This is a genomic window from Pseudazoarcus pumilus (assembly GCF_002872475.1).
GTDB lineage: Bacteria > Pseudomonadota > Gammaproteobacteria > Burkholderiales > Rhodocyclaceae > Pseudazoarcus > Pseudazoarcus pumilus.
The window spans coordinates 2,583,363-2,606,512 of the sequence record NZ_CP025682.1 but is presented as its reverse complement, the minus strand read 5'-3'; the positions used below and the strand labels follow the sequence as shown (position 1 = coordinate 2,606,512).

The following is a 23,150-nucleotide window of genomic DNA, read 5'->3' as shown; positions in this document are numbered from 1 at the left end:
CGAAGTTCGGGTGTGTGGAATGTTGAGGCCGATTTTGCGACGCGGGATGGATTAACGTCGGTGGTTTAGATGATGACATGCCAACTGTCTGGCAGCGTGCATCACAAAAAGCGTGTTCGTCACCAGATATCGCCGCCACAGCCGCCGCGGTTCGCTGCACAGGCGGTACAACCATTCCAGCCCGTTGCGTTGCATCCACAGCGGTGCCCGGCGCAAGGTGCCAGCGTGATAGTCGAACGCCGCACCCACCCCGATCATCACCGCATGAATGCGGCCGTGATGGGCTGCCATCCACTGTTCCTGCTTCGGGCAACCCAGACTCACCCAGACCGTGCCTGCGCCCGATGCGTTGATCCGTTCGACGTTCTCCGCGTCTTCCTGTGGCGTGAGCGCCCGGTAGGGCGGCGAGATCGCCCCTGCGATGCCCAGGCCGGGGAACGTCGTTTGCAGGCGCTCGACCAGCGCGTCGAGCGTTGCCTGCGAAGCACCATAGAGGAAGATGCTCTCGCCGCGACGTGCAGCGTCTTCGCAATAGCGCCACATCAGGTCCGGCCCGTTGATGCGCTGCTGCCCGGCGTGGCCGAGCCTGCGCATCAGCCACGCCACCGGCGCGCCATCGGCGGTTGCCATGTCTGCGTTGCGGATGATCTCGCCGAAGTTTGCGTCCTGTCGCGCAGTGACGACGGAATGTGCGTTGCAGATGCACACATAGCGGCTTTCCCGCTCGATCGCCCAGGCGTGTATCTGCCGCAGCGCGCCATCCCAATCGAGCACGTCGATCGGGGATCCAATCACGTCCGCGGTGCATCGAGGCTTCTGTGGGTTGACTTCAGGCACGCGCCGCAGCCTCGATCGCGGATTGGTAAATATCCATCAGCATCCTGTAGTTGGCTTCCTCGGTATAGCGGGCTTCGAACGCCGCGCGCGCACCACGGCCCAGCCTTTCCAGCTCGGGCTGGTCATCCCAGTGCCTGCGCACCGCGGCGAGAAGCGCTTCCGGCTGGCCGGGTTCGAAGGTAAAGCCCGAAACACCGTTCTCGACAATCTCGGGGAGCGGCCCGAGATCGGATACACCCGCAGGGGTGCCGAGGGCGAGTGCTTCGCACAGCGTCATCGGAAAACCCTCGAAGCATTCGGACGGCAGCACGAGCAGACGTGCATGGGCAATCTCTGCGTGTGCGCCCGCTGGAGAAACCGCACCGATAAAGCGAACAGGCGCGCCGCGGGCGAGTTCTTCCAACTCCGCTCTCAACGGTCCATCCCCCACGATGCGCAATTCCGGCGCGCCATCACCCCAGGCGCGCCAAGCGCGAATCAGGGCGCTCACGCCCTTCTCGCTACTCAGACGCCCGACGAATACCACGTAGTCTCCGCGTTGTTGCCAGGGCACGACTGCCGGATTCCCGGGAAAGTAGTTGGGCTTCACATGAACTTTCTCTGCCGATAGTCCTGCAGCTACGACCATCCCACGCTGGAACTCGCTCAACACGATGAAGGCGTCTACATGGTGTTGCCAGGTTCCAATTGCGCGGTGCAGGGAAATCGACAAGGCCAGCGGCGCGGTCGCGAGGCGGCTGCCCCGGTAGCAACCATATTTCAGCGCAGGAGCGCTAGATCGTCGGTCCAGGCACTCGGTGCAAACGCGCCCTTCACGTAGCGGAATCGCCGCAGCGCAGAACAGCCGGTAATTGTGCAAGGTCAATACCTTCGCAGTCCGGTTGCCGATCGCCCTGAAGATCGAGGGCGAAAGCAACGGAAATGTGTTGTGTACATGAACCACGTCGGGGGCGCACCGCTCAATATCGCCGATAAGTGTCCGAGCGGAGAAAGGGTTCCAGGGCGTGCTGGCAGCGCCGGCCAGTTTTCCGAAGATTCCCCATCCTTCAAGTTGATCACTATGCCTAACGAAAGAGCCGGCAAGGTTTCCTTTTCGCTTTAGCAGCAACCGTTCTAACTCGAAGCAGATATTCTCGCCGGACGGCGTGCGTGAGCGATAGTAGTTGTGTGCAAGCAGGACGCGGGGCTTCATCGCTTTTTATCCACGCTCGTTATCAACAGGCTGCGTTGCACTGCCACGCCCGCAAAAAAGAAAAGAAGAACCATCAGTTGCGGACGAATCACGATTTCCGTCGTGAGTGAGAACCAGGGAAAAATCAGCAAAAAAAGCCCCGTCAACAGACCCAGCCTCACGGACTCCTCGTCATCGTGTCCGATGAGTCGGGATACGTGGCGCAACACTTCAATCACGAACGCAGCGAAAAGACCAAACCCAAGAACGCCGGTGCACAGAATCAGGTAAAGATAGCTGTTATGAGCTCTCGCCCCAACAAGGTGACCCGTGAAGGCATAGTAGGTTGTCGCGAAGGAATCGGCCGCCAAACCCATACCGATGATCATTTGCCACGCATCTGCATGTATAAATGCCTCCCAGAGTCGCGCCCAGATCACGTTTCGGCCCTGTAGGTTAGCGCTGGAAAACGGCTCCGAGAAACTTAGCGGGAGCATCCCCAAGCCCCGAAGATCGACCAGCATGAATATGCTCAGCCCGCAGACAAGAGCGATAGCGGCATAACTCAAGGTTCTCAAGTTCAGATGGTCTATCCAGCGCATGCGTACTGCGACAGCTCCGCCTCAAGAATCAAGTGCAACACGGTTGCGAAATTGAGCGATGTCCTGGGCCATGACTTCTTCCGGTGTTTTCCATTCCAGCGTCTGTCTGGGTCGTCCGTTCATCAGCCGGGCGATGGCGTTGAGCTGTATCTGGCTGACTTGTGAAAGGTCCGCGCCCTTGGGCAGGAACTGGCGCAGCAGGCCGTTGGTGTTCTCGTTGCTGCCGCGCTGCCAGGGGCTGTACGGATCGGCAAACCAGATGTCCAGCTTCAGTCGCCGGGCCAACTCCTCATGACGCGCCATCTCGCTGCCCCGGTCGTAGGTCAGGCTCTCGCGCAGGAAGGCCGGCACCTTTTTCATCTGCCGCGTGAAACCCTCCAGCGCCGCCTCGGCGCTGCAACCGTCCATCTTGCACAGCACCACGAAGCGGCTCTTGCGCTCGACCAGCGTACCCACGGCCGAGCGGTTGAACGCCCCCTTGATGAAATCTCCTTCCCAGTGCCCTGGCAACTGGCGCGATTCGATTTCCTCGGGGCGGTTGTGGATGCGCAGCGCCTCGGCGATGGGCAATCCGCCGGGACGGGCCGCACTCCTGCGCGGGCGCCCGCGCGCGGGCTTGGATTGGCGCAGCGCGGCGATCATGTCCTGGCGCAAAGCCCCTTTCGGATGCGCATAGATGGTCGCGTAAATCGTCTCGTGGCTGACCTGCCGGGTGGGGTCGTCGGGATGCATCTGGCGCAGTCTGGCAGCGATCTGTTGCGGCGACCAGTAGCGGTCGAGCAGCTTGTGGCGCACAAAAGCGTACAGCGCCGCACCTTCCACCAGTTTCAATGGCCGCACGCAGGCTTGGCGACGGCGCCGGTACGCGGCTCCGGCGATGGTGGCTCGGTAGTCGCCATCCGGTACCCGGTTGCGGCTCAACTCGCGCGAGATCGTCGAACGGCAGCGCCCCAGAATTCGCGCAATGTGCGCTCCCGAACTGCCGCGCAATCGCTCCGCCATGATCAAACCGCGCTCCTCAGCCGACAAGTGTGTGTAGTTTCTCTGCATGACAACACCCTAAATGATGGGTGTTGCACTTGGAAGTTGAGACTAGCCAGTCAGCAGCGGAATGGCGAGAATCAACGGAATCGCGATCCGTGTATTGGTCAGCAAGGTCAGGTAGCCCGCCATGCTGACAGCCGCGAGAGACAGGGCCTTGGAACGCAGCCCGACAAGAGCAAGGCACAAGAGTATCAAGGCTGACAAAGCCATGTCGGTCTTGAAGAAGTAGCCTCCGCTGAATGTATGCACCCTTCCCCATGTTTGGTAGCCATAGCCAGTTATAGAAGCAACGGAAAACGCAGCCAGCGCCAACAAGGAAATCATGGCAATCACCTGCAGTCGTCCCAATTTAGGCGGCGCGATTCGTGCGGAGACGTATACAGCAAAAAAGGTCACAAACTTAAGTAACTCCAGCGGAGAGTGTGTCGCTGGATTCAATGCTTCAGTGACAAGAAGCAGTAAGATAAAGCTTGCAATAAAGAAGTCGGACAGGGTCAGTTTAAACCGTGTTCGTCCAGATGCGAGAAAATGTGCGCATCCGTAGCTGAAAAACAAAGCAGAGCTTATAACGCTAAGTTCCTTATGCTCCCACATGAAGTCGGAGACGATTCTTGTTAGGATTAGCGTGTCAATCATCGAGGATGGATTCTCTTTTCACTTAGCCTTCTTGTTGAATGCGATCGTCGTATTGATGACCGGAGCGTGGCGCCCAAGCGTGCGTGTCAGGAGTTTTGAGGCCATGGCTTTTATGAGTTCACTTCTTCCTGGAGGAAATATTATGGATTCATTATGTTTGATATTCAAATAATCGCTGATGGAGTTGACCACTTCTGTATATGAAAATGTGTTAATAATGTCTTCAAACTTAATTCTTAAATAGTCTTGATCTTTCCAGAATATATCGAATTCATGATTAGATTTACGAGCGGCATTTTCGTCTAAACTCGGCAAGAAAACTTCGAGTGACTTCAGGATTTCTGAATCTTTTCTGTCTGTAATTATGACCTTGCTTCCTGACGAAATTAGCATTTCAAGCGCGTCCGCTATTCTGGGGTCTGTCGACTGCGGATAGTGCGTTTTGATGACATAAGGGCCAGATTCGTTTAGCGATTCAATCGTATGACCGCTGACGACATAGCTGTCCAAGTTGACGTAAAGCGGGGTTCTGCGGAAGGGTTCGAAGTTGTTCAGCAGCGTGTCTATCAACAAATGCGTACCCGAACGTCGTTTTGACGCAACAATTACATGTGGAATGCTATTGTAATTTGAGCGAGCTTTCAGCTTTCCTGGTGGAGAAACTGTCAAACGGTTATCGTGAGGTATCAGTTTTGCTGTTAATTTATGAAAGTCCATTATCGCCGTAATTTTATTTGCGTAAGAGATGGCAGTGACGAAAACTGAGGCCCGCTTCATAAAGTGTAAAACGAAGCGTTATTTATCCGTTTTAAATAGAAGTCTTGACAAGACTTCTTCGTGGCCGCTTGCAAATCGCCTCGATGCACCTGCTGAGCAATTCGTCAGTTCTGAGACAAGACATCGTTCACCGTCGGAATACAAGTCGACGCGAATAAAGTCGAAAGGCGCGCTTAGTATTGAAGCGGCATCAATCATTGCCTCCAAATTGTTAGGTGCGGGTGATGGTGGCAGTGGGTCATTCGAAGGTAGGAGCTTAATGTCGAGGGTGTTCCATTGTCTATCGTAGAAGCGAACTTTCGTGGTTTCTTTGAATCCGCGGGAGTGAATGATCGCCCTTGGTTGCCCGTGAATGCAAAATACCTTGTATTCATCCATGCCGTGACTGAGAGGAAGGAGTTCCTCAATCATAATTTTAGGCAAAAGGTTCTTGTAATTCTCTTGTCGGCAATTGTCGTAAATATTAAAGTGAAACCAACTCTTGATTAGCTTGCGATCAATGAAGTGGTTGAAAGGCTCTTCTATTATCAGTACTTGACCGCAGCCATGGGTGGGCTTTGCCACACAGGCATTTAAAAAAGTATAGTTATCGACCTCTTCTGGTGATTTGAGTACCGCGAAAGTTCGAACATTGAATGAGTCTCCGAGCGTTGCTTTTACGTACTGCTTGAGATGTTCCTTGTCGCTAATGAAGGTTCGCAGAGGATTCCGAATCTCGTGCGTTGTTAAAATGCGATAGAGCATATCGTTGTACATCCTCGATTCTCGAGGAAGACGTCCGTGATTCTTAAGAAAACAAGTGAAATGGTACGCGTGGTCGAAAACCCGTGTTTTCGGACTGCACCTTAGAATTCCCCAGCATAACGGCTTAAGTATTACAATGCGTATCGTAGCCATTTTCCCTTTCTGTTCGGCCTTTTGTTTTAGCAACTTGGCGTATCTGAAGAGTGTGCTGGCTAAGCTTTCAAAAGTACGGTTCATTATTATCAATTCTGGGTTGTTGTGCCGGATTTTCTGCCCTCTACGTATATGGATTCGAAGTCGCGCTCCGCATGATCAATTGCTGAATCGAAGGGGCGCAGACGGACGTCATAAAATCCCGCTAACTTTAAGGTATTCTGGAGGTTTTGTTCGTCAAAAAGGTAATGATGTTCTCCACCCATGTATGCAATGTAGTTCAATTGGTCGAGGTGTGAGCCGGTGTTCACGGCTGCAGGTTTATATAGTGAAGAGGGATCTCTGAATGGTCTCCTGCTCACATAGGCGTCGACATATAGGGATGCGTTTGGAACAGCAAGAGAGATGATTCCGCCAGGTTTAAGTACGCGCACGCACTCAACAAGGAACGGATTTTGGTGTGGATAAGGGATGTGTTCAAGTGTGTGTGAGGAGTAAATAAAGTCTACCGAGTTGTTAGGTAAGGGGATCCCCCACCTCAAGTCGTGAACAATGTCGGCCCCGTGTAGGTCGACGGTTGTCCATCCTTGACGGCCTTTTGTTTTTCCGGAGCCCAGGTTGAGTTTAATTGATGTGGTGGATTTTAGCTTTCTGAACTGAATTCGAGAGATCGGTATGTGCAATAAAACATATGCCAATTTAGCGGCGCTGCGAAGTGACTTTCTACTGATCATAGGTTTTCTACCTGGTTTTGATCTTCTAAGAATTTTTAAGTGATTTATATATTCCGGATGCGAAATTTTCGTTCATGGCGTAAAGACTATAACGTGCGGCGCAGAATTTCAGGTTGTTGCGAAGATCCCGCAAGGTTTCAGGATCCGTTAGGAGGTGCACCGTTTCGGAGGCGTATGAAGTTGGACAGTTTTGAGTGCGTATTCCATTGGTGCGATGGCGAAGATAGGCAATCTCAGGGGAATGGAATGGGTACTCTGTGGTTATTAGCGGTACGCCTGCAGAAAATGAATCAAGTATGCCAAGGCCCACAAGTCCGGGGTTGAGTATCACGTCGGAGCAGCGCAGGTATTTTGCCTTTTCACGGCCGTGCAGTGCGCCGATGACATGTATCCATGGGTGCAAGGACGCCATTTGAGCTACGCGTTGCCTCTCCGGTCCGTCGCCCACAATAATCAGGGAAAAGTCCGTCAGGCGGTCGCGGATTTCGATTGCAGCCGTTATCAAGAAGTCTAGGCGCTTTTGGGGGTAAAGAGAGCCGATGAATATCCCCGTTCTCCCCTCTTTGAGGCCGAGATCTTGACGTAGCTTTTCAATGTCTTCCGTAGTGGTCGATTCAAGGTCTTTTGCCAGAGCAACGGTATCGATTGCGTTGTTGAGGGTTGTGGTGCGTGAGGCAGGGAATCCGGATTCTGCGATCTGAGAGGTGCTCAAATCAGTATATGCAAACCACCAGTCCACCCGGTTAGTGGTCCATCGTTTGAACGATTCCTTGATGCCTCTGGGCGATGCGGATTGAAAATTTGCTCCATGACCCCAGAAGGCGATGCGTGGCCCGTTCTGTCGTTTTCTAAGAAGCCAGGGCAGGTTGGATAAGATACTGTTCTCTTGCGTCAGAATGACTAGGTCAACTTGATCAAGGTCTTCGGGAAGATGCTGCCAACACAGCGTAGTTTTGCCGATACGAACGTAAGTGTTTCTGATTTTCTCGGCCCAATCTAACTGACCTTCGTCACGTTTGGATCGTTCAGCCTCAGTAGGTTCACCATGCACGAGTCGAAGTCGGATGTTTTGCTCGGCGAGGCTATCGCGGAGACGCTCGAATAGGGGAACCCGATAATGGGTAAGGCGGCGCTGAATGATTGCGACGACTTGTTCGTTAGTCGATGCGCGGTTGATTTCGTGATTCTTTGTCATGCGATCAGGAGGCGGTCCTTCCCCACCATCCAAGGACAAGAGTGAGGAAGAAGCCGATGAACATCCCGCCGAATGCGCCGACGCCCGCCGCAACGGAGAGGGTAGGGCGGCGGCTCTTGGAGTCTTCAGCTTCACTCGGGGAGCCGATGTTCGTAGTACGTTGATGGGCGATTCGCCACAGGTCGTATTCGGCGGCGAGCGTCCCGTAGAGTTGCTTCAATAGCGGGTCTTGTTCGACGGAATCATTCGACTTCGTTTGGTCGATGAGGTCGCCAGCTTGTTCGATGAGTGCCGTCGCGGACGGCGCTTGTGCGCTCAACGTTTGCAAGGTGCAGTAGTAGCTGGCGCGCAGATCTTCCAGTTGCGTTTGACGTGTCTGCGCTGCGATGTCGAGTTCGCTGTCTGCGATGTCGATTTCCGTCTCGATGAGTCTCGACATCACGGTTTCTTCGGGTGTGGGCACGAATGCGGATGTGACCGATGGGCGCAGGGTGTCTGCCTGTGCAAGCAGGGCGCGCAGCCGATCTGCGCGGGCGGCGAGTTGCTCCCGTTGCGATTGGACTTCGAGCTGTGCGGCTGCGAGTTCGCCGAGGGCGGAGCGTGCCTGGGTGCAGGATGCGCTGGCACTGCTGGCGATGTCGACGCGTGTGACGGTGTCGCGTACGTACTCGGAGAGGACGGGGATCAGTTGTGCGGCGCCGGCGTCGCGGCTTTCGATGCGCAGGTTGAAGCCGAGCATGTCGCGATTGCCGTCGGGGCGGATGCCCATGGCCCGGGCTTCCTGCTCGGTGAGGCTGAACCTGGGGCGAATCCATGCACCGAGCGATTGCGGGGCCAGGTCGCGCAACCTGCCGATGGCGTCGGAAGACTGTTGCTGCCGGTCGAGAAAACCTTCGAAATTGCCGCGGTCCTGCAGCGCGATTTCGTATCTGCGATAGGTGGTGACATCCATGCCGGGAGCCAGCAGCACCGTCTGCGCGACGTGGCGCGTGGAATGCAGGCTGAGCGCGAGGCCGATGAGCGCGCCCATGACGGTTAAGATGGCGATCAGCCAGCGTCGTGCCCACAGACTCAGAATGACTTCCCGCAGGTCGATTTCGTCGGGTTGCAGGTTTGGCTCTCGTTGCGGAGGGGGCGATGCTGTATTCGTCATTCGTTATCTGGGCAAGTCGTGGTGCGGGGATTCTCGCACGAAGGGCCGATGAAGCATAAGAATCAAGTTTGGCCGAATGTAATGTGCCGAGGGATCAAGGCCGCCAGCGAGGTAGCCAGCGAGGTAGCCGGTGAGGTCTGCGCGTGAGTGGCGCGGGCGCGCTGCGCGCGATGGCGGCCCAAGGGGCGGGGGCCGCCGCCTGTGCGCTGGTTTCCTTCGCCCTAGTGGCGTGGCTTGCGCGGGCGCTGGGTGCGGAGCAGTTTGGCGCCTACGTGGTGGTGCTCAATGCTGCGATTCTCGCGGGCGTGCTGATCGAAGGGGGGTGGCCGACGCTGGTCTATCGGGAATCCGTGGGTCGGCCAGGCCGTGTGGTGCGGGGCGACACGGCGTGCGCTGCCGGCATGGCGAACGTGCTGATCGTCGGCGCGATCCTCGCAGGCATTGGCTTGACGGGCAACTGGGCGTGGAAGCACGCGCCGACGTTCTCGGTGGCCGTGCTGTGCCTGTCCCTGGTGGGGGTGATGAATCTGGCCTCGGCACGCATGCGGGGTGCGGGCCGATTCGAGCTGGAGGCGGGCTGGCAGTTCGGCGGGCGCGTGGTCTCTGCCATCCTGATCGTGGCTGCGCTGACGACGCTGCCGGCTGCGGGCAGCGCCGTGGTGTTCGCGGCGTGGGCGGCGGGGCTGTTGCTGTGGGTGGCGTTTTTCGGGCGCAGTTGGTTGGTGCGGCCGAACTTTGCGGCCGGTAGACAGGCGCGGCGCAGTGCGTTCGCGCTGATGCTGCTGGCCGGGGCGAGCATCTTCCTGCTGCGTGCGGACATGGTCCTGCTCGAGTTGTTTGGCGCGGAGCCGGTCACGCTGTCGGCGTACGCGGCGGTGACGCGCTTCGTCGAGGCCGCGGTATTGTTGTTCGCGCCGCTCACCAATGTGTTGCTGCGCGTGTTTCGGCTGGCGGCCGCGGATAGCGCGCGCTTCGGCCGGGAAGTTGCGGGGTGGGCGGCATTGGCTGGCGTGCTGGCCATGCTGGGTTGGGCAGCAGGCTGGCTGCTTGCAGAGCCGATCGTCGTATTGGTGTTCGGCGAGGGGTTTCGCCAGGCGCACGCGCTGATCCCGTGGGTACTGCTGGTTCTGCCGCCGCTCTTCGTGAGTCTGGTGCTGATTCAGGCCTGGATCGCGCTGGAACGGGATCGTCAGCTGGCTTTGGCCCTGTGGGCTTGCGCTGCCGCGATGGTCGGTTTCGCGGCGGTGGGATGGTGGGGGCACGGGGCGAAGGGTTTTGCCGCAGGCGTCGCGCTGGCACATGCGGTGCTCGCGGTGGCGTTGGCGGGCGGGATATCCGTTCGGCGGCTGAAGGCCATGAAATCGCGGGGGTGAGGATGCAATTCCGACGGATGGATGCCGCGTTGCGCCGATGGGTGCGCCGACTGATCGATCGGGTGGTTGGCGGGTCGGTCCTGAAAGTGCTTGAAGATCGTGCGGTGATCGCGCGCATCGATGCGCTCGAGTCCGAATTGCGGGCGATGCCCGATGACTTCGTGGATGCCTTGCACGGTGCGGGCATTCATCCGCGGGTGGAGATTCTGAAACGGGGCGTGGTGAAAGGCTATCCGGAACATGATGAGGATGCCGGGGAGCGGGCCTGCGTGCTGATGCATCTGCTCAAGCCGGAAGCCTTGGTCGATGGGGATTATGTTCGCCTGGGACGCGATCACGACGGGGGCTACGTGATGGCTGCGGATTTGCTGAATGGGGGCGTCGCATATTCGTTCGGTATCGCGGACGACGTCTCGTGGGACGCGGACATGGCGGAGCGTGGTTACGAAGTGTTCCAGTACGACCACACCATCGAACGGCTGCCGGATTCTCATGAACGCTTCCATTTCGAAGCAGTGGGGATCTGCCCGTCGGGGCGGGATGGCGGGCGCTTGCGTTCCCTCTATGCGCTGCTCGAGCGCAACGGCCATGCGGCGCGCCGCGATCTGGTGCTGAAGATCGACGTGGAAGGTGCGGAATGGGAGGTGTTCGCCGCGATGCCTGCCGAGTCCCTGCGCTGTTTTGCGCAGATCGTGGTCGAATTGCACTGGCTGGACCGGGCCGGCGACGCGGCCTTCTTCGCCACGGCGCACGAGGCGCTGTCGCGTTTGCGGCGCGAGTTTGTTCCGGTGCATGTGCATGGCAACAACTACGGCGGGCTGCGTGTTCTGGGCGGGGTGTGCATCGCTCCGGTGCTGGAGGTGACCTACGTGCGGCGCGACCTGGCGCGCACGAAGCCGGACGACCGATGTTTTCCGACGCCACTGGATCAGCCGAACCACCCGGATCGCCCGGATCTGTGGCTGGGGCGGTTCGAGTATCCGGAACCGGTATCTGGCGGCCGCTGCGCCGACCCGGGCGTGGATGGGACGATTGGACGATGATGCTGCGCCTGCCGGATCGCATGAACAGCGTGTCGGAACGAATTTGGGAGTGGCCGTTGAAGTCTCTGCGCCGTTTGTCTGGCCGTCTCATGCGAGGCTCGATGAAGACCGCTCAGCGCCCGCTCGCATGGTGCATCCGGTTCGTGCTCCAACGACCGTTCCTGAGCAATCCGATCAACAGGGTCCTGACCCGGTTTCCGGGCATCTACCGGTATCTTCTTTCGGTTGCGCGTCGCAACGGCGTACTGGAAGGGCAGGTGAGCGGGCGATTCGAACACGGTCCGGGATTGTGGTGGCACGGGGCGGATGCTTCCCAGCTACCGCCGGGAGCCCGCCGAGTCCACGCCGAACTGCGTCGAATCGTCGAGGACGAGCGCGGGGCGAACGACTGATGCGGATCGTGCTTGACATGCAGGGCGCGCAGACGGCCAGCCGTTTTCGTGGGTTGGGCCGATACACGCTGTCGTTCGCTCGTGCCGTATGCCGAAATCGCGGTGAGCACGAGGTGTTTCTCGCCCTGAACGGACTTTTTCCAGAACCGATCGACGCAATCCGGGATGCGTTCGAAGGCGTCTTGCCGCAAGACAATATCCGTGTATGGCATGCGCCCGCTCCGGTCGGGCGGATTCACTCAGCCAACGCCCCCAGATGGGTGGTCGCGGAGATTCTGCGAGAGGCGTTTCTCGCGAGCCTGCGGCCGGATGTGATCCATGTGAGCAGTCTGTTCGAGGGCTATGCGGACGATGCCGTGATGAGTGTGCGGCGATTCGATCTGCATACGCCGGTCAGCGTGACCTTGCATGATCTGATTCCGTTGCTCAATGCAAAGGAATACATGGAACCCTATCCGGGATACGAGCGCTTCTATCGATCCAGACTTGAAGAGTTGCGCCGCGCTTCGCTGTTGCTGGGGATTTCCGAATCGTCCCTGAGCGAAGCTGCCGAGCATCTGGGCATCGGTGCGGAACAAACGGTCAATGCCTCGGAGGGGGTGGATGAACTGTTTCGCCCGGAAACGGGTGAAATCGATGCATTGCTGCGGCGATTGGGTGTCGATCGCTCGTTCGTGCTGTACGTTGGCGGGGCCGATCGACGCAAGAACCTGCCGCGCCTGATCGAGGCCTTCGCGCAATTGCCCGCGAGCGTGCGCAGCGCGCATCAGCTTGTGCTGGCTGGCAAGTTTGTCGAGGGAGACGTCTTTCAGCTCCGAAAATTCGTGAGAGCTCAGGGCCTGCGGCCCGACGAAGTCCGTTTTTCGGACTATGTCAGCGATGAAGAGCTCGTCGGCTTGTACTCGCATTGCGCACTGTTCGTGTTTCCATCGTGGCAGGAAGGCTTCGGGCTGCCGGTGATCGAGGCGATGGCGTGCGGCGCGCCGGTGCTGGCAGGCAATCGAAGCAGTCTGCCGGAAGTGGTGGGGCTGGACGAGGCGCTGTTCGATCCTTTCGATGTGGATGCCATTCGGGCTTCGATGGAGAGGGCGCTCACCGATCCGCGCTGGCGGGGTCGCTTGATTCGGCATGGACGAGCGCGGGCCGGGTGCTTTTCGTGGGATGAAACGGCCAGACGGGCGATCGCCGCGTGGGGGCGGCTGCGCCCTCCTTCCGAGTCGCAGTGGCCGTCTGATCAAGACGTGCTGCAGGCCGTGGCAAGACACATCCGGGATTTCGACGAACAGCAACTTGTTTCGCTGTCCGCATGCATTGCCCAGAACCGGCTTGCGGGCGGCTACGCGAAAGGACCGAAGCAGTTGCTCGTGGATGTGTCGGAAATCGTCCGGCACGATGCCCGAACGGGGATCCAACGTGTGGTGCGTGGCGTGCTGCATCACTGGCTGCGTCAGCCGCCCGTCGGTTACCGCGTTGAACCGGTCTTCGCAACATTCAGGGAAGGCTATCGCTACGCGCGCAATTTCATCGCGGGCACGCTGGATCATGCGGGTGGTGACGAATTCGGGCATGAGCCCATAGAGTTCGCGCCCGGAGACCTCTTTTTCGGGTTGGATTTCCAGCCGCGGGTTGTCGCGCAGCACCGGGAGATGTTTCGGCGAATGCGCAGGGAGGGCGTGCGCGTCGAGTTTCTCGTGCACGACTTGCTATGTGTGAGCATGCCGGAGTGCTTCGGTGCGCAGGAGGCGGAAGAGTTCCCCGAATGGCTCTCGGTCGTTGCCGACTCCGATGGCGCAATTTGCGTGAGCAAGTCGGTCGCGCTCGAACTGCATGATTGGCTGGGCGGCTTGCAGGCCTCCCGGCGTCGCCATTTCCGCATCGGTTGGTCTCACAACGGTGCGGATATTTCTGCATCACACGCCAGTCATGGCCTTCCGGGTGATGCAGACGGGATTTTTCACGCGCTCTCCCGTCAGCCTGGTTTCCTGATGGTTGGCACCATCGAGCCTCGCAAAGGACATGCCCAGGTATTGGCGGCATTCGAGAGCCTTTGGGCGCAGGGGCTCGATATCGCGCTGGTGATCGTTGGCAAACAGGGATGGCTGGTGGAGGCGTTGGCTGCACGGCTGAGAGGTCATCCGGAGCGAGGTCAGCGTCTCTTCTGGCTGGACGCCCTCGGCGACGAGTATCTGGAGCGTGTTTACGGCGCCGCTAAATGTCTGATCGCGGCCTCTCGGGGCGAGGGGTTCGGGCTGCCGCTGGTCGAGGCGGCGCGGCATGGTCTCCCGATCATTGCCCGCGACCTTCCCGTCTTCAGGGAGGTCGCGGGCCAATGCGCGTACTACTTCGAGGGCGAAAGCCCCGAGGTGCTCGCGCAGACGGTGGTCGACTGGCTCGCATTGGAGGGCGCTGGCAAACACCCGCGTTCCGGGCGCATGCCGTGGCTTTCCTGGGAGCAGAGCGCCGATAACCTTCTGCGGCTGCTCCTGGATAATCAAGGCGACGGGCGATTTTCCGGCAACGTGACGCGGGGGGCGACTTGAGCGTAAGGGCCGCCGTCTACGCAAAGCGCTACTGGGTAGATGTTCTCCTCGTCGCGGCCTTGTCCGTATTGGCGGTGAACCGCTTCGCACCCGATCGGGTCATTGGGGACGTCATCCTCTACTCGGTGATGTCGTTGCAGAACGTCAGCTTGTTCTTCTGGGAGCAGAATCGACTTCTCAACGTCGGTCCGGCGCTCACCTCGATCATTCGTGAGCCGGGGTTGAATCTCCTTGCCAATCTTGTCTTCCCATCGCTGACATTCTTCCTGCTGTTACGTGTGTGGTCAGCTCAAGTGCTGCGCTTGGTGGGCGGGGTCGGGAATGGATTTGACGCGCGTGCGCTTTTCGTCCTGCAGGCCTGCGCCTGGCTGGTGGTCCTGGAGGATCATGCGGTCTATGAGGTCGTGATCTGGCATGTCGAGTACCCGCTTTCTTTGCTGCTGCTCGCGTTTGCGTGGATGGTGTGCTTCGACTGGCGGGCTGCCGGAATCGTGCGTTACACATGCCTGACCCTGTTGCTTGCGCTGGCGACGGGGGTCAATTTCAGCATCCTTCTGCCAGCCATGGCAGTCGTTTCCACGCGTATGGTCGTGTGTCGGCGCATCGACGCAGATACGGTGGTGTTCGGTTTCATCGCGGGGTGTGTATTTGCTGCTTGGTGGGTTGTGGCGAGGCTGTTTCCCGGGCCGGATACCGGCGTTTACGGAGGCTTCGCATTGCAAACCCTTCGAGAGGGATTGCCGCTGGTGCTCGGCGGGCTGTACCACGCAATGGATGTGACGAAGCTGGCGGCCATCCTCCTGGGGGTCCTTGCCTTGATGGTGGTGTCGCGGTTTTCGGGATCGGCCCCGAATGGCGTTCGCGGCATGAGGCCCGCGCTCGCCGGAGCATTTGCCGCCTTCTTTTCGCTCGGATGGATATTGTTTTTTTCCGGGAATGCCTGGGTGGAGGTGAATCAACACCACATGCGCTATTTCATCGTTGCGCTGTTCGCGGTGTCGGTGCCCGTTTCGATTGCGGTTGCCGGAGTTTCCATGCCTCGGCCCTGGTTGCGCCACGGTGCAGTGGTTGTTTCCGGTTTGCTGCTTGCTGCTGTCTTGTACAGGCCGTTCGTTGCGTTGAGCGATTATGAATTCGTACGTCAGACATCTCCTTTCGTCGATGTGGCCGATGGCGCGGTCTACACCGGAGATTATGATTACGCCTGGTCGGCTGTGATGAATGCCACGCTCAGGGGGGAAGAGGCGTACGGGGTTGCAGGTCGGGCGAACGGTAACGGAGAGGCGCTCAGGTCCTATGCAGAGCGTGTGATCGATGAAAAAGGCGTCTTGCCCGTCATTTGCGTTCGCATGGGCCCTGATCGGTGCGTGGACGACGCAAACCGCTATGTGGGCCCGCTTCGCTTGAGGGAGCGGGCTTTCATTCCCGGAGAGCACGCTGGGTGGCGGCTGCTGCTCGAGCGCGGGATTCCGGAGACAAGGGCAGTTCAGGTTGCATCGGGCAACCATGGCTGGGCATTTGAAGGCGCTGAACTCGCGTCGCAATCAGGGCACGTCGGCTGGCGGAGTGAACACGGGGTGCGCACGACGGGCAAGAGCGGGGCCCTTTTCTATGGGCCGTATCGTGCGCTGGACGCGGGCACTTATCGTTTGCGGATGTTCGGGGATGTTGCCGCCGCGGAGGGTGCCTGGATCGATGTGGTCGCCCGTGGCGGATGGGTAACGTACGCGAAGCTGCCGTTCAAGCCCGGGAGCGACGTCGTCGCGGACTTGACCTTCGTGATCCCTCGTCCGGAGCGGCAGGTCGAGGTCCGAGTGCATGTGGGCAAGGAATCCCGGTTGAGCATAAGCGGCTACGAGTTGATGAGAGTCGGCGACTGACGCGCGGGTGGTGCCGCCAACGAACTATCAGGGGGCGTTGTGGTTGAGTGCTTCGGAGCGGAAAACCACCAGTTTGCGCACGACGAAGACCCCGGTGAAACTGACGCCGGCCGCGACGATCTTGGCGGTATGCAGGTGTTCTCCCAGCAGAGATACGACCAGCGCCACCGAGACATAGGTCAGCAGCAGCCCCAAAAGTCCGGTGAGGGCGAACAGCGTGGCTTCGAGCTTGCGCCGGCTGCGCAACCATCCTTGCGGGAAAACGAACCGGATGAGCAGCGCGTAGGCGACGACCATGCCCACCCCATAGCCGATCACGGCTGCCCACTCCAGGCTGGCGGCAGTGTTGCGTGCGACGGTCCAGTATGTGGCGTAGTCGACACCCAAGGCGGCCGCACTGCACGCGAAGTAAGCGGAGAATTCGCGCGAAACTTTGGGCATCCGCGACATCAGTCTCGAGAAAGCCCGGTGGCGGTGATGGTGGCCGACTCCTGGTATTCGTAGTCGGTGTTGAGCGCCCACAGATCGTGTGAGGCCTCGCCGGTGATGTTCTCGGCGGCGAGCAGGCCCATCAGGATGCTGTGGTCCTGGTTGTTGTACTTGAAGGCGCCGTAGCGTCCGATCGCGGTGATGCCGCGCTGGTCGTCAAGGAATTCCTGGATGGGCTTCAGGTGCGATTTGTAGTCCTGCGCGTAGACCGGGTACGACTTGGGTACGCGCATCACCATGCCATCGCGCACCAGGCCTTCGGCGACAAGCCCCGTGGCGTGGATCTCCCGGGTGGCCAGGATCACAAGTTCGTCATCTGCCGTGCGCCAGAACGGGTCGTCGTCGTTGCACCAGTATTCCATGCACAGGATGGTGTCGGTCTGGCCGGCATTGATTGTCGGCGACCAGTTGCTGAAGTTGGTGATTCGCCCGGTCTTCAGGCCGGCCGAATGCACGTAGATCCATTGATCCGGGAACGGATTTGCGCCGCTGACGCGAAGGTAGACCAGAATCGTGTTGCGGAATGTCAGTGCCCTCGCGTGGCGCAGTACGTCCGCCGGTGCGCTCAGCCCCTCCACGAGCCGGGTAAGTGGCATGGTGGAAACGATGTGGTCGAACCTGCGCACGTTGCCGTCCGGGAAGCTGATCGCCGGCGTGTCAGCGCCGTGGTGAGCGGTCTGAAGGCCGGTGATGGGCGTTTCGAGATGCACGAGCACACCAAGTGCGGCCAGTGAAGCATGCATGCGCTCGTAGACTTCACCGGCACCGCGTAGCGGATAGGCGAACTGATCGATGAGCGTCTTGTGCTTTTTGCCGCGACGACCGATGAGCGCCGATTTAACGGCCTCGAACAGCGAGAAGTTCTTGATGCGCTGGGTGGCGAAGTCGGAATCCAGCTGGTCGCACGGGATGCCCCACAGTTTTTCGCTGTAGGACTTGAAGAAGATTTCGTAGAGGCGCGCACCGAAGCGTTTCGTGACCCAGGCTTCGAAGTTGTCCGTGTGGGCTGGCGGACGCAGTTTGACCACGGCGTAGCTCGCCAGACAGCGGGCGGCTTCCATCGGCCCCAGACCTTTCAATGCATTGAAGGGCTTGAGTGGATAGTCGAAGAAGCGGTTGCGGTAGTAGATGCGGGTGAGCCGCTCGACCATGCAGTAGTCGCGCCCCATGATGTCCAGCCAGAAACCGTTGACGCGCGGATCGCTGCTGTAGAAACGGTGCGGGCCAATGTCCACGCGCTGCCCCCACAAGTCGAAGCTGCGCGACATGCCCCCGACGTGGGGGCCGGCCTCGAAGACTTCGACGTCGATTCCGCGACGGGCGAGTTGCAGGGCGGCCGTCAGGCCGGCCGGGCCGGCGCCGATCACGGCAACGGATGAGGGCATGCGTGCTCCTGCGGATTCGATGGGTGCGTCGAAACTAGCAGAATCTTCGCTTTTGCGCGTAATCCCGGCTGGTGTGGCAGGTGGATCAGTGCAATTGAAGGTGCTGAGCGTTGGCCTGTCCTGCGTGCGGGGACAATGTTGGCCAAGCGTCAGAGGCGGTGGGAAGAGAACTCACGCAGCGCACCTGACTGCAGATCATAGCGACGATCGAAGACCGCGAGCGTCTCCGTGCGGTGCGAGATGGCGATGACGCTCATCATTGGCCGCCAGCGGCGCAGGTTGTCGAAGAGGCGGGCTTCAGTGTCGCGGTCGAGGCCCGAGGTGGCTTCGTCGATGAGCAGAAGGTCGGGCTTGCGGTAGAGCGCACGGGCGATCGCAAGGCGCTGGCGCTGACCGCCGGAGAGGCTCAGCCCGTCGGCCCCGACCGGGCTGTCGATGCCGTCCGGCAGGTCGCGAACCACGTCGTCCAGGCAGGCCAGGCGCAGCGCCTGTTCGACGCGCGCCCGCTCGCCCGCGTCGAATCCGAACACAATGTTGTCAGCGATGCTGGCGTCGAGCAGCGCGACGTGTTGGGGTACGAGGGCAATGTGCGGCGCCTCGGCGCTCTCGCGCACTACCCAGGCGTGGCGTACTTCGCCGGAGTCGGGCTGATGGATGCCGCACAGCAGTTCGAGCAGCGTAGATTTGCCCGCACCCGAAGGGCCGGTGATGGCGGTCCAGGACGGGTGAGGGAAAGTCGCCGAGATGCGGTCGAGCAGCGGAGCGGCGTCGCGCTCGTGACGAAAGCAGACGTTGTCGAGGACGAAGCATGACGTATCGGACGGTGTCACCGGCACGCCGATCCGCTCGACCCGGGCCCGGTCGGCCTCGTCGAGTTCCTGCAGAACCAGTTCGATGTTCAGCGAAGATGCGCGGGCCTCCGCGCGGTTCTTGCCTAGAATCATCATCGCGGGAAGCAGCGTGCGCGCCACCACCGCGTAGAACACGAGGTGTGGCAGCAGGCCGCCGATGGGACGTCCGAGGTTGAGCCACAGCGTAACCACCGACAGCAGCACGGCGAGTACGCCGAAATCCATGACCAACCGGGGCAGTGCGGGGAGAAAGCTCAGCGAGCGGTTGGTGGTGGCGAGGCGGTCCGTTGCGTCGGAGACGTGTTGCAGGAACAGCCCTTCCGTACCGTAGGTGCGAATTTCGCGAAACGAGGCGAAGGCTTCGGCCATGCCGGTATTCCAGCGATGGAGGGCGTTCTCGCGCTCCAGGGCGGCTCTTTTCTGGGCGGCCGAAATGAGGTGCTGCGTGACCATGTTGACCAGTGCGAAGCCCGCGATCAGGGCCAGCGCGACAGGTGGGTTCTGCCAGATCATGAGCGCGGTCAGCAGCGCGATGACGAGGCTCGACGAGACGATTGCCATGACCTGCTGGCAGGTGGCCGCCGCTTCCACCGCGGTGGAAGCGCAGCGCCGGTAGTAGTGGGCGCGGTTGCGCGAGTGGAAGGTCTTCCATCCCAGGTGCATGTAGGCTGACAGAAGGCGCATGACGGTGCTGCGCTGCACCTCCTGCGCCAGCCCGGCGGTGCGCCAGGCGAGCCCCGCCTCGACGGCCAGCTTGAGCGTGATCATCGCGAACAGCAGCATGGTCAGGAAGGGAATCTCCCCCAGCCCGGTCGGCGCGGCGATGTCCGCGACAACGGGGCTGCACTGGCCGCCCAGGCACTGCACGTAGGGGATCACCATGGCGGCGACCAGCATCTCGAGCAGCGAGAACAGGCCAGCCCAGACGGATACCAGCCAGAAGCGGCGCTTCTGTCCGCCATCGAGAAGGCGGAAGGTGATTCGCGCCAGATGCCGGATGTCCCGCCACCCGGTTGCGAACATCGAGGGCGGCCAGGTCATCGGACCGGCGCTCGCTGTCCGTCAGTCAAGCCGCGGTCTCCGCAGGCGCGACGTCGCGCGGCTTCAGGTGGGCTGGCGGGGACATCGGGCGGGTGCCGTGTGACATGGCCTCGGCGGTGGGCAGTTGGCGGAAAGGCCATATTGTGGCTGATTCTGGGCGCCGGCGCAGTCTTGTTCGGGCAATCAGTTTCGGCCCGCCGCCTTGGCCAGATACATCGCCTGGTCCGCCCGCCGCATCAGTTCGGTAACCGTCCTCGCATCGTCGGGATACAGCGCCACGCCGATGCTGCACGACAGTTCGAGGGTGAGACCTTCGACGACAAACTCATTCGACACGGCACGGCGGATCTTCTCGGCCACGTGCATCGCATCCTCGGGCCCGGAGACGTCCTGCAGCAGCACGACGAACTCGTCGCCACCAAGGCGGGCGGCGACGTCGGTGGCGCGCACGCATTCGGTGATGCGGTGGGCGGCCTGCTGCAGCAGGCGGTCGCCGATGGCGTGGCCGTGGGTGTCGTTGACGGGCTTGAAGCGGTCGAGATCGATGAACAGCAGCGCCAGCCGGCTGCCGCGGCGCTCGGCCAGGCGCCGTTCGCGCTCGGCGATCTCCATGAAGCGGCTGCGGTTGGGCAGGCCGGTGAGCGTGTCATGGTGGGCCAGGTGGCGTACCTGTTCCTCGAGCCGTTTGCGTTCGGTGACGTCGTTGGCGTAGCCGGTCCACAGGATGCTGCCGTCGGGCAGGCGTTGGGCGGTGTCGTGGGCCTCGACCCACTGTGTGCGGCCGTCGGCGTGGGTCATGCGGAAGGTGGCATGCCATGGGGCCAGCCGTTGCGCGTCGTCGAGGCGCGCGGCGATGATCGGGTCGAAATCGTCCGGATGGATGCGTCGCAGCAAGGTGTCGGCGTCGGCCAGCACCGCGTCGAGCGGTATGCCGACGAAGTCCTCCACGCCTTCGCTGGCATAGACGTACTCGAAGCGTCCTTGTGCGTCGCGCCGCAACTGGTAGACGAAGCCGGGCAGGTTGGACGTGATGCTCTGCAGGCGCTCGGTCAGCGAGCGTTCGTGCGTGATGTCGCGTGCGATGCCGATGATGCGGTCGACGCGCCCTGACACCGGGTGGACGATGGGTGCCAGCACGATCATCCAGTAAGCGCATCCGGCTGGCATGTCGAAGCTTTCCTCGAATCGCTCCGGCCTGCGTTCAAGCATGCAACGGCGATAGCGCTCGCACAGCGCGTCGGCCTTGTCGGCGGGCATCAGGTCGTGCGGCGTGCTGCCGACGAAGCGATCCAGCGGGATGCCGATGCCCGATTCGAGGGCGGGGTTGCCCGCGACGTAGCGGAAGCGCTGGCCGCCGGCTTCGACGGCGATGACGAACAGCGTGTCGGGCGCGGCCTCGAAGAGTTCGTGATACAGCGCGAAGGCTTCCTGTTCGCGCAAGTGGCGGCGGTTGAGCTCGCGCACCACGAGATAGCCCAGTGCGACGAACAGCGCCCACAGGCCGACGGCCGAGAACATGCCCAGGCGCCAGGTGGCCAGGCCGATGTCGAGATTGCTGGTGCCGGCGACCAGAAGCGAGCCGTCGAGTACTTCGCGGACATGCACGGCCCGCCGCTCGCCGCGCAGCCCTTGTGGGACATCGAAGGTCTCGCCGAAAGGGACGCCGCCCGGTGGGGCATAGCGGTTCATGTCCGTGCCGATCGCAAGGGGTTCGCGCGGGATGCGGAACACCAGCAGCCCGTCGCGGTGCACCAGCGACAGGGACTGGCGCGGGTCGGTGAGGTGGCGGTCGAATTGCCCCTGCATGGCGACGGGAAGCAGCGCGGCGACGCCGATGCCGAGCAGGTGGCCGTCGCTATCGCGCACCGCGCGCGACAGCGAGAAGAACCATTCGCCGTCGTGCGCGCGCGAGCGCAGCGGGGGCGAGACGTGCAGCGCGCTGCCTGGCGTGTCGCGATGGAAGGTGTAGTAGGGGCGATCATGCACGGGGGGCGGCGCACCGTCGCCGGTCCAGGCGACGATACGTGCGTCGGCGTCGATCAGGACCAGTTCGAGGATGTACGGACTGGTGTGCTTGCGCCGCTGCAGCGTGCGCTCGATGTGCAGGCGCTGGCCGGCGTCGCCGCCGGCGAACCAGTCGCGCGCGGCGTCACCGATCACGCGGTCGACGTCTTCGAGAATGTTCTGCGTGAGAAGGGCGTAGGTGCGCGCCGTGTCTTCGGCCATCAGGCGTGCCTCGGCCTGTTCCTGGCCGCGGATCACGAAGCCCATGGTGGCGAGCAATATCGCGCCCACGAGGCTGGCGGTGATCCAGACCAGTCGCGGTACGTGACGGCTGCCAGGGCGCCGGGGCGTTTGGTTGCCGTCCGGAGAGGCGTCGTGCGAAGACATCCGGATTTGCCATGTCAGTGCGCCATGTTTCAGATATACGCCAGCCGCACGACCTTTGCCATGCTCATTTCCGGCTGTATGCCAGGTAGTGTGGCTTTTTTGCAGGCCAGTCCTCGGGCGCTTCTGCGCAGGTCGCGACGAGCGCAGAGGGTGCGACATGCCCGCATCGGGCGGCGGCGTCGGCAGTCGCCTGCGGTTCATCCCGAACTGCGAGAATGGCGGCGACGTGGTCTGGCGTTTCGGTGTGGCGACGCGGCGGCGCAGGGCGTCAAGCAGGTATCATGCGCGCATCGTCGGTCAGCCTCGCCGGGCATCGGCCGACCCGAAACGGACGAACGATGAGTCTTGAACTGTTCACCGCCACCCTCGGCATCGGGCTGGCCGTGCTGATCCTGTATCTGTTGCGACGTGACTACATGCACACGTCGCATGGCCTGTTCTGGTTTGCCGTGGCGCTGGCCGCCGGCATCCTCGGGGCGTGGCCGCGCCTGATCGACCGCGTCGGCGACTGGTTCGGCATCTCGTATTCGCCGGCCTTCCTGTTGCTCGCGGCGGTCATCGTGCTCACGCTCAAGGCCTTGCACATCGACAGCGAGAACACCCGGCTGGAACGCGACCTGCGCACGCTCAATCAGCGCATGGCGGTGCTCGAAGCACGCCTGGTCGAGGCGGAACAACGCGCTGCGCCGATCGCGTCGCCCGAAGCGAAAGAGGGGTAG

20 protein-coding genes are annotated in these 23,150 nt (G+C 60.8%); 6 read left to right on the top strand and 14 right to left on the bottom strand.

Features of this window, described 5'->3' with window-relative positions; translation table 11 throughout:
• Positions 1-51: 51 nt before the first annotated feature.
• From C0099_RS12715 to C0099_RS12675, 10 genes are all read right to left on the bottom strand, one after another.
• Entirely contained in the window at positions 52-837 is a 786-nt protein-coding gene (locus C0099_RS12715; protein ID WP_199797611.1) for a WecB/TagA/CpsF family glycosyltransferase, read from the bottom strand.
• Entirely contained in the window at positions 830-2,029 is a 1,200-nt protein-coding gene (locus C0099_RS12710; RefSeq protein ID WP_102247762.1) for a glycosyltransferase family 4 protein, read from the bottom strand. The genes C0099_RS12715 and C0099_RS12710 overlap by 8 nt, the downstream gene beginning before the upstream one ends.
• Positions 2,026-2,610, bottom strand: coding sequence for an O-antigen ligase family protein (locus tag C0099_RS12705; protein WP_102247761.1), 585 nt, complete (start codon positions 2,608-2,610; stop codon positions 2,026-2,028). The genes C0099_RS12710 and C0099_RS12705 overlap by 4 nt, the downstream gene beginning before the upstream one ends.
• 21 nt (positions 2,611-2,631) lie before the next feature.
• On the bottom strand, positions 2,632-3,660 hold the full coding sequence (locus C0099_RS12700) for an IS30 family transposase (RefSeq protein WP_102246546.1): 1,029 nt from the start codon (positions 3,658-3,660) through the stop codon (positions 2,632-2,634).
• A 42-nt stretch (positions 3,661-3,702) separates the two neighbouring features.
• Positions 3,703-4,290 (bottom strand): hypothetical protein, encoded by a 588-nt coding sequence (locus C0099_RS15895; protein ID WP_123785258.1) that lies wholly within the window; start codon positions 4,288-4,290, stop codon positions 3,703-3,705.
• 18 nt (positions 4,291-4,308) lie between these two features.
• Positions 4,309-5,007, bottom strand: coding sequence for a hypothetical protein (locus tag C0099_RS15890; RefSeq protein ID WP_123785257.1), 699 nt, complete (start codon positions 5,005-5,007; stop codon positions 4,309-4,311).
• A 78-nt stretch (positions 5,008-5,085) separates the two neighbouring features.
• Entirely contained in the window at positions 5,086-5,823 is a 738-nt protein-coding gene (locus C0099_RS12690; RefSeq protein ID WP_164084922.1) for an ATP-grasp fold amidoligase family protein, read from the bottom strand.
• Positions 5,824-6,053: 230 nt separating this feature from the next.
• Positions 6,054-6,698 carry a class I SAM-dependent methyltransferase gene (locus tag C0099_RS12685; protein ID WP_102247758.1) on the bottom strand — a complete coding sequence of 215 codons (645 nt, stop codon included), beginning with the start codon at positions 6,696-6,698 and terminating at the stop codon, positions 6,054-6,056.
• A 25-nt stretch (positions 6,699-6,723) separates the two neighbouring features.
• Positions 6,724-7,893 carry a glycosyltransferase family 4 protein gene (locus C0099_RS12680; protein ID WP_102247757.1) on the bottom strand — a complete coding sequence of 390 codons (1,170 nt, stop codon included), beginning with the start codon at positions 7,891-7,893 and terminating at the stop codon, positions 6,724-6,726.
• A gap of 4 nt (positions 7,894-7,897) precedes the next feature.
• Positions 7,898-9,046 carry a Wzz/FepE/Etk N-terminal domain-containing protein gene (locus C0099_RS12675; protein WP_102247756.1) on the bottom strand — a complete coding sequence of 383 codons (1,149 nt, stop codon included), beginning with the start codon at positions 9,044-9,046 and terminating at the stop codon, positions 7,898-7,900.
• A gap of 143 nt (positions 9,047-9,189) precedes the next feature.
• On the opposite strand from C0099_RS12675, the gene C0099_RS16025 reads away from it, so the two are divergent.
• The 5 genes from C0099_RS16025 to C0099_RS12655 are packed head-to-tail and all read left to right on the top strand — an operon-like array spanning position 9,190 to position 16,274.
• Positions 9,190-10,419: a lipopolysaccharide biosynthesis protein gene (locus C0099_RS16025; RefSeq protein ID WP_102247755.1), complete on the top strand. Its 1,230-nt coding sequence runs from the start codon at positions 9,190-9,192 to the stop codon at positions 10,417-10,419.
• A gap of 17 nt (positions 10,420-10,436) precedes the next feature.
• A complete protein-coding gene (locus tag C0099_RS12665; RefSeq protein ID WP_102247754.1) occupies positions 10,437-11,462 on the top strand; it encodes a class I SAM-dependent methyltransferase in 1,026 nt (341 codons plus the stop codon).
• Positions 11,459-11,854: a hypothetical protein gene (locus C0099_RS16020; protein WP_164084921.1), complete on the top strand. Its 396-nt coding sequence runs from the start codon at positions 11,459-11,461 to the stop codon at positions 11,852-11,854. Before C0099_RS12665 ends, C0099_RS16020 begins: the two co-directional genes overlap by 4 nt.
• On the top strand, positions 11,854-14,394 hold the full coding sequence (locus tag C0099_RS12660) for a glycosyltransferase family 4 protein (RefSeq protein WP_164084920.1): 2,541 nt from the start codon (positions 11,854-11,856) through the stop codon (positions 14,392-14,394). Before C0099_RS16020 ends, C0099_RS12660 begins: the two co-directional genes overlap by 1 nt.
• Complete coding sequence (locus tag C0099_RS12655) at positions 14,391-16,274, top strand: hypothetical protein (protein WP_102247752.1); 1,884 nt, start codon at positions 14,391-14,393, stop codon at positions 16,272-16,274. Before C0099_RS12660 ends, C0099_RS12655 begins: the two co-directional genes overlap by 4 nt.
• A 27-nt stretch (positions 16,275-16,301) precedes the next feature.
• Here C0099_RS12655 and C0099_RS12650 read toward each other — a convergent pair whose 3' ends face one another.
• The 4 genes from C0099_RS12650 to C0099_RS12635 all read right to left on the bottom strand — a co-directional run bounded on the left by C0099_RS12650 (position 16,302) and on the right by C0099_RS12635 (position 22,431).
• Positions 16,302-16,715, bottom strand: coding sequence for a GtrA family protein (locus tag C0099_RS12650; protein ID WP_164084919.1), 414 nt, complete (start codon positions 16,713-16,715; stop codon positions 16,302-16,304).
• Positions 16,716-16,723: 8 nt separating this feature from the next.
• Positions 16,724-18,148, bottom strand: coding sequence for an FAD-dependent oxidoreductase (locus tag C0099_RS12645; RefSeq protein ID WP_102247750.1), 1,425 nt, complete (start codon positions 18,146-18,148; stop codon positions 16,724-16,726).
• Positions 18,149-18,297: 149 nt separating this feature from the next.
• Positions 18,298-20,040: an ABC transporter ATP-binding protein gene (locus C0099_RS12640; RefSeq protein ID WP_102247749.1), complete on the bottom strand. Its 1,743-nt coding sequence runs from the start codon at positions 20,038-20,040 to the stop codon at positions 18,298-18,300.
• Positions 20,041-20,223: 183 nt separating this feature from the next.
• A complete protein-coding gene (locus C0099_RS12635; protein ID WP_164084918.1) occupies positions 20,224-22,431 on the bottom strand; it encodes a diguanylate cyclase domain-containing protein in 2,208 nt (735 codons plus the stop codon).
• Positions 22,432-22,769: 338 nt separating this feature from the next.
• Between C0099_RS12635 and C0099_RS12630 the strand changes: the two genes are divergently transcribed.
• Positions 22,770-23,150, top strand: coding sequence for a DUF2304 family protein (locus C0099_RS12630; protein WP_102247747.1), 381 nt, complete (start codon positions 22,770-22,772; stop codon positions 23,148-23,150).

What these genes read in the sequence shown, in the direction of transcription:
- C0099_RS12710 (WP_102247762.1), bottom strand. Translation starts at nt 2,029, where the DNA reads ATGAAGCCCCGCGTCCTGCTTGCACACAACTACTATCGCTCACGCACG.
- C0099_RS12705 (WP_102247761.1), bottom strand. Translation starts at nt 2,610, where the DNA reads ATGCGCTGGATAGACCATCTGAACTTGAGAACCTTGAGTTATGCCGCT.
- C0099_RS12700 (WP_102246546.1), bottom strand. Translation starts at nt 3,660, where the DNA reads ATGCAGAGAAACTACACACACTTGTCGGCTGAGGAGCGCGGTTTGATC.
- C0099_RS15895 (WP_123785258.1), bottom strand. Translation starts at nt 4,290, where the DNA reads ATGATTGACACGCTAATCCTAACAAGAATCGTCTCCGACTTCATGTGG.
- C0099_RS15890 (WP_123785257.1), bottom strand. Translation starts at nt 5,007, where the DNA reads ATGGACTTTCATAAATTAACAGCAAAACTGATACCTCACGATAACCGT.
- C0099_RS12690 (WP_164084922.1), bottom strand. Translation starts at nt 5,823, where the DNA reads ATGTACAACGATATGCTCTATCGCATTTTAACAACGCACGAGATTCGG.
- C0099_RS12685 (WP_102247758.1), bottom strand. Translation starts at nt 6,698, where the DNA reads ATGATCAGTAGAAAGTCACTTCGCAGCGCCGCTAAATTGGCATATGTT.
- C0099_RS12680 (WP_102247757.1), bottom strand. Translation starts at nt 7,893, where the DNA reads ATGACAAAGAATCACGAAATCAACCGCGCATCGACTAACGAACAAGTC.
- C0099_RS12675 (WP_102247756.1), bottom strand. Translation starts at nt 9,046, where the DNA reads ATGACGAATACAGCATCGCCCCCTCCGCAACGAGAGCCAAACCTGCAA.
- C0099_RS12665 (WP_102247754.1), top strand. Translation starts at nt 10,437, where the DNA reads ATGGATGCCGCGTTGCGCCGATGGGTGCGCCGACTGATCGATCGGGTG.
- C0099_RS16020 (WP_164084921.1), top strand. Translation starts at nt 11,459, where the DNA reads ATGATGCTGCGCCTGCCGGATCGCATGAACAGCGTGTCGGAACGAATT.
- C0099_RS12660 (WP_164084920.1), top strand. Translation starts at nt 11,854, where the DNA reads ATGCGGATCGTGCTTGACATGCAGGGCGCGCAGACGGCCAGCCGTTTT.
- C0099_RS12650 (WP_164084919.1), bottom strand. Translation starts at nt 16,715, where the DNA reads ATGCCCAAAGTTTCGCGCGAATTCTCCGCTTACTTCGCGTGCAGTGCG.
- C0099_RS12645 (WP_102247750.1), bottom strand. Translation starts at nt 18,148, where the DNA reads ATGCCCTCATCCGTTGCCGTGATCGGCGCCGGCCCGGCCGGCCTGACG.
- C0099_RS12640 (WP_102247749.1), bottom strand. Translation starts at nt 20,040, where the DNA reads ATGACCTGGCCGCCCTCGATGTTCGCAACCGGGTGGCGGGACATCCGG.
- C0099_RS12635 (WP_164084918.1), bottom strand. Translation starts at nt 22,431, where the DNA reads ATGTCTTCGCACGACGCCTCTCCGGACGGCAACCAAACGCCCCGGCGC.
- C0099_RS12630 (WP_102247747.1), top strand. Translation starts at nt 22,770, where the DNA reads ATGAGTCTTGAACTGTTCACCGCCACCCTCGGCATCGGGCTGGCCGTG.